This window comes from Paenibacillus sp. FSL R5-0345, assembly GCF_000758585.1.
Lineage (GTDB): Bacteria > Bacillota > Bacilli > Paenibacillales > Paenibacillaceae > Paenibacillus_AQ.
Map to the genome: position 1 here is coordinate 2,656,403 of NZ_CP009281.1, position 16,505 is coordinate 2,672,907.

General features: G+C 42.1%; 16 protein-coding genes and 1 pseudogene. 13 read left to right on the top strand and 4 right to left on the bottom strand.

Annotation, left to right across the window (positions count from 1 at the left end; translation table 11 throughout):
* Positions 1–5: 5 nt before the first annotated feature.
* On the bottom strand, positions 6–212 hold the full coding sequence (locus tag R50345_RS11420; RefSeq protein ID WP_231574261.1) for an excalibur calcium-binding domain-containing protein: 207 nt from the start codon (positions 210–212) through the stop codon (positions 6–8).
* A 282-nt stretch (positions 213–494) separates the two neighbouring features.
* Between R50345_RS11420 and R50345_RS30265 the strand changes: the two genes are divergently transcribed.
* The gene (locus tag R50345_RS30265; RefSeq protein ID WP_197069774.1) at positions 495–965 is read left to right on the top strand and encodes a hypothetical protein; all 471 of its coding nucleotides are present in this window, start codon (positions 495–497) and stop codon (positions 963–965) included.
* A 237-nt stretch (positions 966–1,202) separates the two neighbouring features.
* Here the strand turns inward: R50345_RS30265 and R50345_RS11430 are convergent, their stop codons facing one another.
* Positions 1,203–2,060, bottom strand: coding sequence for an alpha/beta hydrolase (locus tag R50345_RS11430; protein ID WP_042126624.1), 858 nt, complete (start codon positions 2,058–2,060; stop codon positions 1,203–1,205).
* A gap of 175 nt (positions 2,061–2,235) precedes the next feature.
* Between R50345_RS11430 and R50345_RS30765 the strand changes: the two are divergent.
* Positions 2,236–2,823: pseudogene (locus R50345_RS30765) on the top strand (cupin domain-containing protein); the annotation flags it as partial.
* A 305-nt stretch (positions 2,824–3,128) separates the two neighbouring features.
* Here R50345_RS30765 and R50345_RS11440 read toward each other — a convergent pair.
* Entirely contained in the window at positions 3,129–4,124 is a 996-nt protein-coding gene (locus R50345_RS11440) for an acrylyl-CoA reductase family protein (protein ID WP_042126626.1), read from the bottom strand.
* 376 nt (positions 4,125–4,500) lie between these two features.
* On the opposite strand from R50345_RS11440, the gene R50345_RS11445 reads away from it, so the two are divergent.
* From R50345_RS11445 to R50345_RS11475, 7 genes are all read left to right on the top strand, one after another.
* Positions 4,501–5,919: an NAD-dependent malic enzyme gene (locus tag R50345_RS11445; protein WP_042126628.1), complete on the top strand. Its 1,419-nt coding sequence runs from the start codon at positions 4,501–4,503 to the stop codon at positions 5,917–5,919.
* 639 nt (positions 5,920–6,558) lie between these two features.
* Positions 6,559–7,410, top strand: a complete 852-nt coding sequence (locus R50345_RS11450) for a sensor histidine kinase (protein WP_231574157.1) — start codon at positions 6,559–6,561, stop codon at positions 7,408–7,410.
* A 38-nt stretch (positions 7,411–7,448) separates the two neighbouring features.
* A complete protein-coding gene (locus R50345_RS11455) occupies positions 7,449–8,006 on the top strand; it encodes an ATP-binding protein (protein ID WP_042126632.1) in 558 nt (185 codons plus the stop codon).
* On the top strand, positions 7,999–8,442 hold the full coding sequence (locus R50345_RS11460; RefSeq protein WP_042126634.1) for a hypothetical protein: 444 nt from the start codon (positions 7,999–8,001) through the stop codon (positions 8,440–8,442). The genes R50345_RS11455 and R50345_RS11460 overlap by 8 nt, the downstream gene beginning before the upstream one ends.
* A 67-nt stretch (positions 8,443–8,509) precedes the next feature.
* On the top strand, positions 8,510–8,998 hold the full coding sequence (locus R50345_RS11465) for a histidine phosphatase family protein (protein ID WP_231574159.1): 489 nt from the start codon (positions 8,510–8,512) through the stop codon (positions 8,996–8,998).
* Between the two features lie 25 nt (positions 8,999–9,023).
* A complete protein-coding gene (locus R50345_RS11470) occupies positions 9,024–9,467 on the top strand; it encodes a GNAT family N-acetyltransferase (protein WP_042126638.1) in 444 nt (147 codons plus the stop codon).
* A gap of 15 nt (positions 9,468–9,482) precedes the next feature.
* Positions 9,483–9,953 (top strand): DinB family protein, encoded by a 471-nt coding sequence (locus R50345_RS11475; RefSeq protein ID WP_042126640.1) that lies wholly within the window; start codon positions 9,483–9,485, stop codon positions 9,951–9,953.
* A 28-nt stretch (positions 9,954–9,981) separates the two neighbouring features.
* Here the strand turns inward: R50345_RS11475 and R50345_RS11480 are convergent, their stop codons facing one another.
* A complete protein-coding gene (locus R50345_RS11480) occupies positions 9,982–11,676 on the bottom strand; it encodes an ABC transporter substrate-binding protein (protein WP_042126641.1) in 1,695 nt (564 codons plus the stop codon).
* 111 nt (positions 11,677–11,787) lie between these two features.
* On the opposite strand from R50345_RS11480, the gene R50345_RS11485 reads away from it, so the two are divergent.
* The 4 genes from R50345_RS11485 to R50345_RS11500 all read left to right on the top strand — a co-directional run bounded on the left by R50345_RS11485 (position 11,788) and on the right by R50345_RS11500 (position 16,500).
* A complete protein-coding gene (locus tag R50345_RS11485) occupies positions 11,788–13,287 on the top strand; it encodes a DUF4153 domain-containing protein (RefSeq protein ID WP_042126643.1) in 1,500 nt (499 codons plus the stop codon).
* A 24-nt stretch (positions 13,288–13,311) separates the two neighbouring features.
* Positions 13,312–13,836, top strand: coding sequence for a hypothetical protein (locus R50345_RS30270; protein ID WP_052414565.1), 525 nt, complete (start codon positions 13,312–13,314; stop codon positions 13,834–13,836).
* Positions 13,837–13,944: 108 nt separating this feature from the next.
* Positions 13,945–14,643 (top strand): Crp/Fnr family transcriptional regulator, encoded by a 699-nt coding sequence (locus R50345_RS11495; protein ID WP_042126645.1) that lies wholly within the window; start codon positions 13,945–13,947, stop codon positions 14,641–14,643.
* A 162-nt stretch (positions 14,644–14,805) separates the two neighbouring features.
* A complete protein-coding gene (locus R50345_RS11500) occupies positions 14,806–16,500 on the top strand; it encodes a methyl-accepting chemotaxis protein (RefSeq protein WP_052414566.1) in 1,695 nt (564 codons plus the stop codon).
* The last annotated feature ends 5 nt before the right edge of the window (positions 16,501–16,505 follow it).

Sequence of the window (16,505 nt, forward strand, 5' to 3'; positions counted from 1 at the left end):
GAATTTTATTTCTCACAAGCGATTCCGTCATTGTCACGGTCGCTTTTTTTGTTGGCATTATAGAGCTCTTTGGATACATAGGGTTTATATTTTGTTTTGCCGCCCTTGTTCTTAGTTGAACTGGAAAGAGCAACACCGCCTTTGTAATCTTTATTTAATTCTGTGCAGTTCTTGTAAGTTTTGGCTTTGGATTCAGCGTTTACCGTGCTCATGGTACCGATGGATAAAGTGAGTAGCAGCCCTGTTGCTATGCATATACTTATCGTTTTTTTCAAGGGAAACATCTCCTTTGGATGAAAAATTCAAGCTAGTACTTTCGTTTATGCACTAGTCCTAGGAATATAATACTATAGAAATGGCACTTGGGAAGTGGAAAGTGACATAATTATTGTTGTTAAGATACATAGAAATTAGCGATAACGGGGAATAATTAGAATTCAATTCACATGAGGTGAAAAGCTTTCTATGAGGTGATTCTGATTAGTAAAAAGAAATTGGCGGCTACTCTGATCGCAGGTGTATTGCTTCTGCCGGGAATCGCAATAGGTGCACCTGACACCGGAACGGTGTTTCATTCTAATGGAAAGCTGCTCTCAGCCATGCCTTTGCCAGCCCCGGAGTCTAAACGGATCTTATTACCAACTGCATTTCAAGCAGCTGAGTTATACGGGTTCGGTTTACAGCACCGGAATGCATCGATTCAATATTCGATCTTTTCCAAAGAACTCAAAAAGGTTATGTATCCGCAGTTTGTTGAACTGAACTGGGTAACTGGCGTATCCAGCCCATGGATCACAAAATACGAGGTTACTAAAGAAACAGTAATTAACCCAAATTCAGAGGTTATAGAAATGCGCATAGATTCCGCGACCTCAAATGGTCCGGAACCATCCATGCTTCTGACGATCTCACTTGTTAAAGATCATAATAGCTGGGTGATTACCGGCGTGAAGCCGAATTCTTAAAAGTATGGAGAATTGGAAAAGAGCAAGCGTAATAGGGAACATTCCCGTACGCTTGCTCTTTTTTATAAGATTCGAAAGCATAAACAATCAGTGTACGCTGGGGGCTATACAAAAAGTATCGCTTCACTCGATCATTGCTGACCGTATAACTCTTATTCTCCTTCAATTCGCATTATTAGAGCAATTTTGGGTGAACAGCTGCATCTGAGTCCGATAGCTTCGCTGATTTGCTATTTTCTAGTCTCTTCCCGCCTTGACCATTAATTCCGCCATCATTTTTGGCTCGGTTCTGACAGTGGTCATATGATCTCCTTTACCCTCTATGAAGCGAAAGACGCCTAAATGACTGGACTGAGTTGGATGAAATCCATATGGACCTTGTGGGATAGCCGTGTCTTCCGTCAGATAAAGATAACTTTTAGGGATTTGGAGACTGTAGAATTTCTTGAGATCTAGCTTTTCGAATAGTGGGGTAGCCGGTTCAGGTGGTGCTTGTTTATAAAAGGCTTGTGCTTGCGCAAGACTTGCAGTGTTGACGAATGTATCCCGGAAGAGCGGGAAAGGGAGTGTGATGGTGTTATTGCCGGATGCGTCTTTAAGCTGTTCAAAGGCTTTAAGCGTATCTGCCGGAAACTGATCCGCCACACTTTGTCCGTCTAGCGGCGCGAAGGCATCGAAGAACACGATCCGTTTGATCCGATCAGGGACTTGCTGGGAAACTGTTTGGATGACTGACCCTCCAAAGCTATGTCCAAGGAGAATAAAATTCTTCAAGTCTTTTTGTTTGATATAGTCGACAACGGACTTTGTGATTTGCTCATGCGTTACGTTATTATTCTTATCCGCACCGTGTCCGGCATATTCCGGCGTGTAGACGGTGTGCCCTAATTTGCGGAGCTCGGCTGTAGTTTCATCCCAAAAGCCTGCTGTAGCCCAAGATCCATGGATCAGAACAAAGGTTAATGGAGTCTGTTTGGAAGAGGATTTGTGGTCAGCGGCTGCAACAGTGGAGAGTTGATTCATAGATTGCATGCCCATCATGGTGAAAAGCGTAATACATAACGCTAAAACTATTTTAGTGTGAATCGATTTCATACTTTGCCTCCTGTGTAGTGTGAGATTTTAACACTATAGAGGGTGCCCTGTTTAACAGTGAAAGATGAATTTTAAATGGAGTCAGTGAATCTCCGGCACCTAGGCATAGGCAAACGCATATCTTGTTGTTAGGGAATTCAAAAAAAATATAGTAACAGAAGGGTAGGAATAATCAGTGACTTCATACATGGACTACACGTCCCCAGATACAGAATTTACTTTTGATGTGAACACTAATACTCTCTTTAAAAAGGATGCCAACAACTTTATTAATTTGCTGTCCGTTAAGCAGTTGAACACACTGGAGAATACTTCGCTCCTTGATATTTTTCTTAGTAAATCGAATGTGGTAGAGCCACATTATCATCAAAATGCGGCAGAGCTTGTCTATTGTATCTGCGGTTCAGCGGTAGTGTCCTTAATCAATCCGTTTACAAATGAACTTTTGCATTTCCCAATTTGTCCAGGTCAAGTGGCAAATGTCCCGCAAGGCTGGTGGCATTATGAAGTAGCAACGGCCGATAATACTCATTTGCTCGCGATTTTTGACGCACCTATTCCTGAGGTTATCTTAGGTTCGGATATTCTAAGCAAAACTCCGGCGAATGTATTAGCTCATACTTACTGTTTGAACGAAGCCTTGGTAAAGGAAGCCTTAGCGCCTATTAAACCTGGAACCTTTATCGGCCCACCTGCCGACTGCTGTGAGGAAGATAAAGTAAAGGGAGTTAGCAATATGGCTCCAAATATGGCTCCAAATATGAATATGCATGCAAATATGAAACCGAACATGCAACCGAATATGCACCCACACATGCATCCGAACATGCAGCCATACGCTCATATGCAAGCTCAACCCATTCCCATCTCTTCACAAATGCCTCCAGCGACGCAAGCATTTAATTACCAGCCTTACCCGATGCAAGGATACTACACGCAAGGCTATGAACAGCACTATCGTCAACAGCCTTATGTACAACAACAACCGAATTATCAATATTCAAATAATCAAGAGTAACTACAAAAGACCTCCCGAGATCATTTCTCGGGAGGTCTACTTGTTATGGCTTAAGAAATACGGACAAGCACTCTTCCTCGTGTGTTTCCTTGCAGAATATCATTCAATGCCTGCGGCAATTCATTTAAGGTTACTTCACGATCTACAAGGTTCTCAAGCTGTGCAGGCTTCAGATCAGTTGCCATCCGTGTCCACACCTTTTCACGAAGCGAAGCAGGGCACTCTACGGAATCAATGCCTAGCAGATTAACTCCCCGAAGAATAAACGGAAGGACAGTAGTCGGAACAGAAGTGCCGCCGGTCAAGCCGCTTGCTGCAACAGAACCTCTGTAGGAGATTTTACTCAAAATCGCGGCAAGTGAGTTACCCCCAACGGAATCTACAGCAGCCTGCCATTGCTGTTTCTCTAAAGGCTTGGTCGAACTGCCAGTAACCTCTTCGCGTGAAATGACTTCTTCCGCACCAAGACCTTTTAGATAATCGTTAGCTTCGGCATTACCAGTACTGGCCACAACGCTATAGCCCTTTGTGCTAAGCATAGCGATAGCAGATCCACCTACACCGCCGGTCGCTCCAGTTACGAGGACTTTACCTTTGTCTGGTACTATGCCGTTGTCCTCCAGTGCTTGAATGGACAAGCCAGCCGTCAGTCCAGCGGTACCATAGATCATAGCTTCTCTTAGTGTAAGTCCTTCCGGGAGCGGGGTGATCCAAGCAGCAGGAATACATGCGTATTCGCTATATCCTCCAAAGTGAGACACGCCAATACCATACCCTGTCGCAATGACTTGCTGACCTTCATGAAACCGCTCGTCTGTGGAAGACACCACAATACCGGATAAGTCGATGCCAGGAATAAAAGGGTAGGATCTTAAAATCTTTCCGTTTGGGATACTGGCTAGTCCGTCTTTATAGTTCACACTGGAGTATGCAACCTTAATTACAACTTCTCCTGCGGGTAGTTCTTCTAAGGTAACCGGCTTAACAGCGACGGAGAATGATGATTCTGTTTTGTCGACAACCAGTGCTTGAAATGATTCTGTCATAATTGTAAGCTCCTTCAACTACGTTATAGGTAAGACATATATATAATATTTATTCTGCCCAGTCAACTTGTCATTGTCTATGATATAACGCAAGTGAGACTCCGTGGATCGCACTTTAATTGTGAATTGTAACATTATAATCAAACTAGATAGAAAGAATCCTGAGCATGACCTATGCAGAAGATTTTGATTATTTTAAGGTGAAAACGGCTTTGTGCCCGTCGCTACGATCCCTGATGTATTTGGTCCTGGTGCCTAAGGGAATACTGTATGAAGAAAAATACTAAGGTGATCTATTCAATAGGATGAAAGTTTGTTTAAATGGTATAGTATAGTGTATTTGAAATCTTAGGATTGCAGAAAGAGAGGCTAATTCATGGCGATTGCAACAACGATGATTGTAAGGCTCGAAATTCGGAAATCGGTTGCTTCTTTTGGTGATGTTGCTTCAGGAATTGCCACTGCTGGCGGAGATATCGTTGCGATTGACGTGATTCGTGCAGGTAAGGACGTAACAACTCGAGATATAACAATAAACGTGCAAGATGCCGCGAATGGAGAAATCATGTCTATACTATCGAAGATGCCAGGGGTCAAAGTAATCAACGTGTCAGATCGAACATTTTTAGCTCATCTAGGCGGGAAGATTGAAATCACACCTAAAATGCCTATCAAGAATCGTGAGGATTTATCGCTGGTGTATACGCCGGGAGTTGCCCGAGTGTGTACGGCAATTGCTGAAGATCCGAACAAAGCCTATTCATTGACGATGAAGCGGAATACTGTAGCTGTAGTTACGGACGGTACGGCTGTGCTTGGACTAGGAGATATTGGTCCGGAAGCGGCTATGCCTGTTATGGAAGGTAAGGCTATGCTGTTTAAACAATTGGCGAACATCGATGCCTTTCCACTATGCTTAAATACCAAAGATCCAGATGAAATTATTAATATTGTAAAAGCAGTATCTCCTGGATTTGGGGGAATAAACTTAGAGGATATCAGTTCTCCGCGTTGTTTCGAGATTGAACGTCGGCTTGCTGAAGAGCTAGATATTCCGGTATTTCATGATGACCAGCATGGTACATCTGTAGTAGTTTTGGCAGGTCTTCTGAATGCTCTTAAAGTAGTAGATAAATCTATTGGAGATGTTCGAATTGTAGTTGTGGGGATAGGTGCAGCAGGGGTATCCATCTGTAATATGCTTCTGGCAGCAGGAGCACGTAAGATCTATGCGGTAGATCGTGAAGGTGTTCTTAGAAAAGATCTTCAGTACGATAATCAGGAATGGCGGAAGCTTGCTGACGCAACGAACCCGGAAGGCATTGAAGGTGGACTGATGGAGGTTATGCAGGGAGCCGATGTCTTTATTGGGGTGTCACGCGGCGGGATTCTATCCGTCGATCATCTCAAGAGCATGGCCAGCGATAACATTGTGTTTGCAATGGCGAATCCGACACCGGAGATTGAACCAGAATTGGCTGAGCCTTTTGTTCGTGTATTAGCGACAGGTAGAAGTGACTATCCGAATCAGATTAACAATGTGCTGTGTTTTCCTGGGATCTTCCGTGGTGCACTGGATTGCAGAGCAAAAACAGTGAATCTTGAAATGAAGCTGGCCGCGGCAAAAGCGATTGCTTCCGTCGTCCATCCGGATGAAGTTAATGAGCAATACGTAATCCCGAGTATTTTTAACGAAAAAGTAGTAGAGCTTGTGCGTTTGGCAGTGATCCACGCAGCTATCGCAACAGATGTTGCCCGCCGGATTCCTAAGGATATTGCTAAGGATTTGGAATAAAGGTTAACTATAAATGGACTGCTTTGCTTAGTGAAAGCAGTCTGTTTTTTTATACATTGACACATAAATGGGTGTCGTATCATAATTAGGGCTAAAAGTACCTATTCCCATTTTAATAAAGTGACTGATATAATTACTATAATGTATAAAATGAATTAAATAAGTTTGATGCAATGATATGTAGAAAGGGCATCCAAGTGGGTGCCCTTAAATTTTTCCTCTAAAAAGGGTGTTTTTCCAAAAGGGTTAAATTAATTTAGAAGTGGTGAATTCATGAAAGAGTTCTACAGTCAGGTGAATCGGAAAATTTATTATATTGTTATGTTATTAATCATTATTCTTATGATATCTGGATTAATACTATCTACAACAGAGTTGAACGGGATTAATTTTGGATACATTGTACATTTTTTGTGTGTGATGATTCTATCCATTAGTTTATGGATCTATCCTAAGTATGAGACATATACCTTTAGAAAGATTATCATTCTTTTTGGATTTGCTTACTTCTATACGCTTTTCTTTTTATATCCGCAAACTTGGACCACCTATATATTGATTTGTCTTATTCCCGCACTTTCTATTCTATTTTTCGATTTAAAACTGTTCTACTTTTCCTTTATCATAAATGGATTGTTAATGGTAATCACTTTTAGTTACGTCATTTTTATTGATAAAGGTGAATTATATACTTATTTACATCATGATATTGTAGGCAACATTATTAATATAATAGCTGTTCAAGCGTTGTTATTTTTCATTTTCCATTTATCATTTAAGCGGGTGAAGAAGCAGCAACTGTATTATGAACAATTACAGCAATCCGAGCGGTTAAAGATGGTAGGACAATTAACAGCTGCTGTTGCGCATGAAATTAGAAATCCAGTAACAGTGGTCAGAGGCTTTTTGCAATTGTTTAAAGAGGACACTTCATTTGATGATCCTATGAAAGGTAAGTTCAACTTGATGATTGATGAATTAAACACAGTAGAACAGATAATCTCTCAATTTCTAACCCTTTCAAAACCAAATGGAGATCAAAGACTAGAGAAAGTAGATGTGAAGGAAGTTCTTCAAAGTGTAACAGGTCTGCTTCATTCCTATGCCATGCTGTCTGATAATCAAATCGATATAAAGGTAGAGGAAGATTGCTTTATTTCTATTAATAAAATAGAGTTTAAGCAGTTACTCATTAATATTATAAAAAATGCACTAGAAGCCTCAGATGTTGGGAAATCCGTCTCAGTCACAGCAAATAGAAATAATCATTTTATCGAGATAACGATCATGGATGAAGGCAGTGGAATGTCCGAAGTAGAGATTAAGTCGCTCGGCACACCTTTTTATTCATTAAAAAGTAATGGAACGGGTTTAGGGTTAATGATTTGCTTTAATATTGTAGAAAAATATGATGGGGAAATCTTTTATAATAGCTCTAAAGGTAAGGGGACTACCGTTACTATTCGCTTTTTAGCTACGAATGATCAATAATATTCCAAAAATGAAAAAGTTAATACTGGAGGGAATATATGCGAAGAATTCACATCATGGGTGCATCTGGAGTAGGAACTAGCACATTAGGTCAGCAATTAGCCAAGGTGTTACCTCATATTCAGTTGGATAGTGATGACTATTTCTGGGAGCATAAGTTCACTAAACAGCGCGAAATCAACGATAGATTAACTAGAATTAAGCAGGATTTAGCCCATAAGGAGCCATGGATTCTGAGCGGTGCAGTTTGCGGCTGGGGGGATGGGCTTCGGCCCTATTTTGACTTGGTCATTTTTTTATGGCTTCCGCAGGAGATCCGTTTGAATCGATTAAGAGTTAGAGAATACGAGAGATATGGTGACGAAATTTTACCTGGTGGAAATAAATACGAAGCGAATCAGACTTTTATGGAGTGGGCCGCTTTATATGATACTGCAGGAGTTGAAGTCAGAAGCAAGGAACTACACGAGGAATGGATGTCCGCGTTGAAATGTCCTATTTTACGAATAGAAGGAGATTTAACTCCTCAAGAACGTGTTGAAGTCGTGCTGAATTATTTAAAGTTTATGGAATCAGGAGGAACTCATGATGATTAAGAATCTGGGTACGCTGTTGCTGGCTGGGATGTTGTCAGTTCTTCTTGTTGCCTGCAATACAACTACATATAAGCATAATTACACCTTTACAGGTGAAGGAGAAGTATGGTCTGCAGCATATGTTCAAAAGGCTACGGAGAAGTTCATCGATAAAAAGGGTGAAAGACCAGATTATGAAACTTCGCAGCAATCTACATTTGAGCTTAAATATAAAGGAGAACAAACGGATCTCGATAAAATAAAAGATTTTAAATATATCTTCAAGGGAACCTCGGGTGAAGAAAGTAAAACCTTAGAAGATGTTAATGGAGTAAGAAGTGAGTTGAAGTCCGAGAGATCCGGGAGTGGGGCGTACGAGCAGGAGGACTCTATCATTAAGGTAGTAGTGGAGTGGGATGGAAAGAAGGAAGAATTTGATCTGGAGGTTCGTAAATAGTGGGGCATATATGAAAATTGGTTTAGTGAGACATTTTAAAGTGGCGCATCAACCGGTGAGTGGGCGAATGTCGGGAAAGCAATTCAACGCGTGGGTTGAGGCGTATAATCAATCTAATATTGAGTCTGGGGTGTTCAGTAATTCAGAGCTTGTTTGGGAGGTATGCCTTAGCAGTGATCTTCCTAGAGCTATTCATACGGCGACTCAGATCTACTCAGGCGATATTATCTATACTCAGCAGCTAAGAGAAATCGAGATCGTCGCAGCCTCGCAGACTGAAATTAAGCTACATCATTCGATTTGGTTAGCGCTGGGACGGATCGCTTGGTACATAGGTCATTCCTCGCAGCGTGAGAGTAGAGGGTCAACGTTACTTCGCACACAAGCAGTTATTGAGCGCTTAGAACGCGACTTTGGATCATCCAATGTACTCATAGTTACTCATGGCGCTTTTATGAAGGTATTAGCACAACAACTGGCCCTCAGAGGTTATATTGGAAAACGGATATTTTATCCACGGAATGGTGAACTGTATTTGTATGAAAAAGATTCTTAAATTAAAGAAGGTAGGTTGAACATTCATGGTTGTTATTAAAGAAATAGAATGGGAGTCTCTCCATGAACTTGGTGATTTATACCAGGAGTTGATGGATCATCCCTCGGATCCTAATAAATTTGAACAAGTATTTAAAGTGATTAAGGCAGATAGTCGGTATATATTGTTGGGCGCTTTTGTGGATGGGGAGTTGATGGGGTCTTTGATGGGGATTGTCTGTCATGACCTAGTAGGGGATTGCAAACCGTTTATGGTGATTGAGAATGTGGTAGTGTCATCGCGTGCCCGTCGTCAAGGTGTGGGCAAAAAACTGATGCTCGCCATCGAAGAAATGGCTCATGAGAGAGGCTGCTTTTATATCATTTTAGTCTCAGGAGAAAAGCGGAAGGAAGCGCATATTTTTTATGAATCCTTAGGGTATAGAGATGAGAAGGTAGAGGGGTACCGGAAACATCTAAGTTCCCATTAAAAGGAGGTTATTGATTTGCAAACATTTTTTCAATATAACTGGATGGTTCGTGAACAATGGTACGAGTGGTGTGAGAGTATTTCTGAGGAAGAGCTACTTGAGGCACGTATTGGCGGTGTAGGCAGTATATTGAAGACACTCTTCCATATTGTTGATGTGGAATGGAGCTGGATTCAAGTATTGCAAGGGAAACCGGATTTTCAGGAGGACTTTGAGCTTTACAAGTCTTTGCAGCAGGTTAGGATGCTGGATGCGAAGTTCCGGCCCGATGTGGAACCCTTTGTACTGTCTTGGCATGAGGGTTTAGAACGGAATATTTTTGAGGATCACTTGGCGGATGGACGGATCGTGACGGATACTTGGGGCGAAGTGATGCGCCATGTGATCGCTCATGAGATTCATCATGTCGGACAGTTGTCCGTTTGGGCAAGGGAAATTGGGAAGGAGCCAGTTTCTGCTAATTTGATTGGGAAAGGGCTCCGATGATTCGTGAATCGAATGGGTATTGTGTATATCATGTAGTGCTGTCACTGGAGAGCAGCGGCGGAAACCACAAATGGCGAAGATCAACCCAGCCTTGACTATTGAAGCTTACGCCTCGGACAGAGGGCAAATAAGCAGTCTGAGTAGGTTTTTCATACAAGATGTACAAATGATGCTCCTCAAGAAGACGGTTCTCGATAATTCTAAAGCTCTCCGATCTAGCTTCAGGATTAGGTTCCCTTGCAATGGTATAGAGCCAGCCTTCAATATCCGCCCGGGTATGCGGTTCTATATGCTGGGAGAGCGTGAGGTATAAATCAAATAAGCGAAGCTGTTCATCCTCGTCGCGAAATAATGAGAAAACAATCAGGTCAGACTCCAGTCGAACCGGGCCTTTGAATTCCTCTGGAGATACAGAAACAACCGTACATGAATAGCCTTGCCGCCCTAGCTTGGTAGCAATAAATTCAGCATCGCTAGCATATTGCGGAATAGTGGATATTTGCAGCGAGATTTCTTGGTCTTCTATTGAATTATGCGATACAGATATTGAATCGTCTATTAAACAGGATACAATCTTTGCCCTAAGAAGGGGGTCGCTAAGCGGTCCTTTTTTTTGTGTATTGCAGGTCACAAATTTACGAATGTAGGACTCCGAATGAATTCGGCTCCAAGACGAAGAGTTGGTAGATGATGGGTTCTGAATCACATGAAAAGCCGAACCTGTATCTGAGGAATCTGTCTCGGTATCCCATGGAACATAGAGTATTTCGACCCGATCTAAATGAGCTCTTCCTTGAAAATAATAAGGAAAAACCTCCAGCACACAGGTGTCCTCGTTCATGTCCACAACCTTGAATGGCCCCGTCCCCACCGGTCTGCGACCAAAGTTAGATTCGTCCATTCCTTCTAAATCACGCGGTACAATAGCGGCTCTGCTCGTACACAAAAATGGGAGAAATAGCTCGTTAGGCTGCTTAAGAGTAATTTGTACGGTAGATGGATTTAGTGCGTGAACCTGCTGGATTTCTTTGAAAATATAACTATAGAGCGTCCGCTTAGAGGTTCGCATTAACCGTCCTAAGGAATAGACTACATCTTTGGCAGTCAGTACTTTTCCGTGATGGAACAAGACTTCCTTGCGCAGAAAAAAAGTCCAGATCGTACGGCTTTCATCCACTTCCCAGGCATGAGCAAGACTAGGTACAATCTTATCCCGTTCCCCGCTGCGTCTCACTAGTCCGTCGAAAACATGACTGGAAACAAAGGACTCCGCCAATAGATTCATATGGAGTGGATCGAAGGTGTGCAGCTGCTGGGTGATGGGAAGTCGAAGGGTATCAATCTGTTTATCACTACGTATTTCGGAATGATGCCCAAAATAGGTCAACAGCCAACCTTGCAATGTATCCTGCAGTGAAGATGAGCTGGCATGGGTTTTGATGCCTTCAATCGCTTTGTGAACATCTTTACGGCTAATGGCCTGCATCATGGATTGCAGTGCAATTTCTTCAGAGGGGACAAGGAACTGTAATAAGGAACGACTTCCCCGTCCTCGCTTAGGTGTCCATTGTACCCATTCGAGCTGTATCATTTTATTCACAATATGCATGGCATTTCGATGTGTACATCCGAAGGTGAATGCTAGTTCATCCATTGTAACTGAGATTTCTGCCGCTCCCCCAAACTGAGAGTGAAGTTTTAAATATTGGTTATGCAGCTTCATGGTTTAGTTCCCTTCAGAAAATAGGAAATTATTAATTAATTCTTTCTCTTTTTTTTCTTATTTTATCATTTAGAATAAGGATAAGAAAGTAAGAATATGGGGGTGTTTACCATGACCGATGAAACGGAGCTTAAGCTTAATCGATCACTTTCCGCTTTAATTGTTGCCTTCTTACTAGCGATTGTTCATCAGTTGTTGTTCTACGGAAAGTTGCCGGGGGTATCTTATCCTATTTTTGTTTGTCTGTTTTATGCATATATGCTTTATTACGCTAAGGCTAAACTGCGTAAACTCACCAAATTCAGTTACTTCTGGTTCGGAGCGATTTTTTTACTTTCGTTGACCTATGTATTCTTTCATAATCTATTTTACTTTGGGTTGAACCTGTTAGTAATCCCGGTGCTGATTTTATTACATATGACTTATCTCCTAAGTGATAAACACCCCTCTTGGAGCAAGTTCAAAGTGCTTTGGGATACACTTGAGCATGTGATTCCACAGAACTTTCGTCACTGGGGTACTGTGTTTAAGGACATCAAAAGTAGCAGTGATCGTAAGGTGAAGGATGAGCGCAAGCAGGTGTTGGGGAAAGTGTTTACTGGGCTTGCGATCTCTTTACCGATACTGCTTGTTGTGATTACCCTGCTTGCCTCGGCCGATGGCGTGTTTCATCATGTGCTAATTTGGCTGCCAAATATGCTCGATCGGATTTCATTTGGTGAAATTATTGTTCGGGCGCTCTGGATATTCCTAATGGGGATGGGGTTTTTCGGGTTAGTATGGGGCTTTGTAGATTCGAAGATCTATGACTGGGAGGTGCAGCCTAAGGAGTATGGCCCCGTGCTTGCGCCTCTCACCTTTAAGGTTGACCCAGTAATTATGACGACAATTCTTATAGCCATTAACACGGTATATGTTCTGTTCGTAATCGTGCAGTTTACTTACTTGTTTGGGGCCTGGGAAGGTATTTTACCAGAGGGGAGTTCCTATGCTGATTACGCTCGTAGTGGATTTTTTGAGCTAATTATGGTGACCGCGATTAATTTCATTATTTTAATGCTGGCATTGGGATCGGAAGGAAAAAGGGGCGGGATGCTCCAAAAAGTCATTAATATCCTATTGTATATCTTGGTCGGTTGTTCAACTGTAATGTTATATTCCGCCTTTACTAGACTGACTTTATATGAAGAGGCGTATGGCTATACTACGATTCGATTCCTAGTACATGCTTTTATGATTTTTATGGGATTGCTGTTGATTCTTGCAGCAATGCGGATAGCTGTTCAGCGTTTGCCACTGGCTAAATGTTATATTGTGCTGGGTATGGTCTCTTATGTTGTAATGAACTATATCGGGATGGACGTTATTATCGCTAATAAGAATATGGAGCGTTATGAGGTAAGCGGTAAGCTGGATGCAAATTATTTGGTGGGCTTATCACCAGAGGTTATTCCTTCACTGATTAAATTCAGCCGTAAGGAAGACGGGATGCTGGATCAATTTTTGAAAAATGAACGCTGGGACGGTGCTCAAAGAGAGCGGAAGTGGCAGTCTTTTAATATCCCGGAATATCGAGCACAGCGCGAGCTGGAAAAATATTTTGCACAGTAAAGGTTATAAGAAGGTGTGAGGACAGTGAGAAGGAAGCCATTTAATAAGGGCTGGTCATTTATCGTCATTTTTATTACGGTAGGTTTAAGTTATGGGATTTATCATATTTATTTATATAATGCACCAAGGCAAAGTCATTACTCTCGCGTATCCAGCAGCAATCTAGAAACGGAATATCTGGGAGATATTCAGCTGCTTCAGAGCCTCAAATCGCTCACCAAGGCCCCTAAACCCCGTGACGATATTGAACGGTATCAATACTATAATTTGGATAACGAGACAACAGTAGCCACAGCACGTGGTGATGATAAAATCATTCTAATCAGCATCTATTCCGAGCTGAAGATGAACACTGCCAGAGGTATTCATGTCGGGTCATCTGCCGACGAAGTGATTGAAGCTTACGGCTCTTCTTATTATAAAAGAGGGGAACAAGGGGCTGATATTATCGGGTATGTGGATAAAATCAATCATCGGAGTTTAGAATTTTGGTTACAAGATCATAAAGTGAATATGATCCGATATAGTGTGGACTCTGTTGTGACGTAAGGTGATGTGAACTTATACTTTCTATATTTTCAAAAAGGACATATGTCCTTTTTTTTGTGGGGTATTCTAAATTACAATTATTTGAGCAAACAATAGAGGGGGCACCACATGCAAACGATAAATGACCGTGAAGCTGTCCGTGCCTTGGCAGTGAAGAACGGTCTGGACGGAATTTTTAGCCCAATGGTAACTCACAAAATGGAACTGAGACGTTATGCAGATGAAGAGAAGCTGTGCTTGGTTGGCGATCAATTAGATGGGATGTTCCTTTTGGTCGAAGGCAAGCTTAAAATTCAAACGCTGCTGCCGAATGGAAAATCTATGCTGGTACGTTTTACAAATCCGATGTCTGTGATCGGGGATGTGGAGCTGCTACACCGATTTCCTGTCAAAAACCAGGTAGAGTCCGTTGGAGAGAGCCTGATTCTTTTTGCCGGGAGGAGACTTCTGCTTAGGGAGCTTGAGGAAAATACAGCATTATTGCGTTTTTTAGTTGGAGAGCTTAGTCATAAGCTGCATACGCTCGGCCAAGCCTCTGCACTTAACCTGTTATACCCAGTGGAGAATCGGTTTGCTAGTTATTTGATGTCTTTATTCGCAGATCATAGCGGAGGACGACGAGTAGAGGAGATTCGGACCTCAAGCCTGATTGAGACAGCTGAGCTGCTAGGAACAAGTTATCGTCATCTTAACCGGATTGTGCGTCGTTTCATTGATGAAGGAATCATTACACGAAATCGTGGGCGCTTAAGCGTACTGGATGAAGGAAAGCTGGCAGAGCTGGCGAACGGGAATTTATACGAATAAACAGATGTTTGAAGACCATTATTTCCTGCTTAGGCCGGAAGTAGGGTCTTTTTGTTTTTTTAAGCGAACATTCAGTTTAAATTCAGAGAAGCTTAAGGGAGCAATAGTAGGATAAAAGTACCAAATAGAGGCCTACTATACATATAGAGATGAGGAACAACGATGTTCAGAAATATTCGTGGAAAAATAGTATTGGGATTTACTGCTGTGATTATAGTCTTTCTAGTGGCAATAGCAGGAAACACTTTGTTTCAGGGAAAGGCTACGATGCTGACAGATCAGGTCAATCGCAACTGGAACAAGCTGTCGCTTGTTCAGGGATTAACGGATAAAATTCGTACAGCAGATGAGCTAGGGGCTCGTTATGTGATGAGCAACACAGATGCTGAACGGAAATCATATCTGTCTAAGTATGAAGAGACGCTTCCATTAATTGAGAATGCTTTTACAGAGCTGGAGAGTGCTAGATTAAGTGAAGAAGACTTAAAGGGTGTAACGGAACTGAAGGGGAAATGGAATGATTATTTGATCGTTTTAAAGGAAGCCTTCGCGTTAGCCAAGGATGGAAACTTCCCGGAAGCGCAGAAGAAATTCACAAATTTATCTTTAGATTCAATGATTGAATCTCAAATTGTGTTTCAGAATATGCTTGTGGAGGAAATACAGATTGGGCAGAGTCAAGCAGAATCCCATCGTAGCAACGCATTGATTACTAGCTTTGGTGTGACCGGATTATCGGTAGCTCTTGCCCTGATCCTTGCGTTAATCATATCAGGACGAATTATTAAACCCCTCCGTGATGTGAACACACAGCTTAGGGAGATTGCAGATGGAGATGCTGATCTAACGCGTAAGTTAAAGGTCCAGTCTAAAGATGAGATCGGAGAACTGGCTTTTAATTTTAATAAAATGACAGAAAATTTGGGATCAATGATTGAACAAGTGAAGCTATCAGCGAATAGTCTCGCGAATTCCTCTACAAATCTTACCTCAGATAGTGGAGTGACAGCAGGTGCCACAGAACGAATATCGGATATTATGGGTGAAGTAGCTTCAGGAACAGCTAAACAGATGAATGATTTACAGACCAATACAATTACAATCTCAGAAATATCGTTAGGAATCGGTCAAATTGCCTCCAGTGTTCAGGATATTTCTGAAGCCTCGCATCGTTCTGCATCTTTTGCTATTGCCGGAGATGAATCACTTCAAGCAGCAGGGCAGCAGATGGAATCCATTAATCGATCCATACAATCTTTGTCACAGCAAGTGCAAGGCTTTGTGAATCGATCACAAGAAATTGGCAGTATTGTTGCTGTCATAAAAGGGATTGCTTCGCAGACGAATATGTTGGCGCTAAATGCGACAATTGAGGCAGCCCGCGCGGGTGAGCAAGGTAGAGGTTTCGCTGTAGTTGCCGATCAAGTTCGTAAACTGGCAGAGCAATCCGCAGAATCTGCGAATCAAATTGCGGAAATGGCGAGCGGAATTCAAAGTGAAGCAGATGATGCCATGAAGGTTATGGTGGGTAGTATGAGTGAAGTTAGGGGAGGCACGGAGATTATTCAGCAGGCTGGACGTTCTTTTAGTGAGATTCGGTTATCTATAGATTCACTGGCCGAACAGGTTCAGGAAGTATCCGGAGCTGTGGAAGAGATCACAGCGGCAACGGAAGAGATTGTGGAATCTCTTCGAAATGTTACGGAAATTGCAGAAACTACTGCAGCAAGTACACAGCATGTGTCGGCAGCATCGCAAGAGCAAATGGCCTCGGTGGAACAAATTGCTTCCTCTGCAAGTGAATTGAACTTAATGGCTCATGGACTACAGGGGTTGGTAGCTAGATTTAATGTATAGTGCGA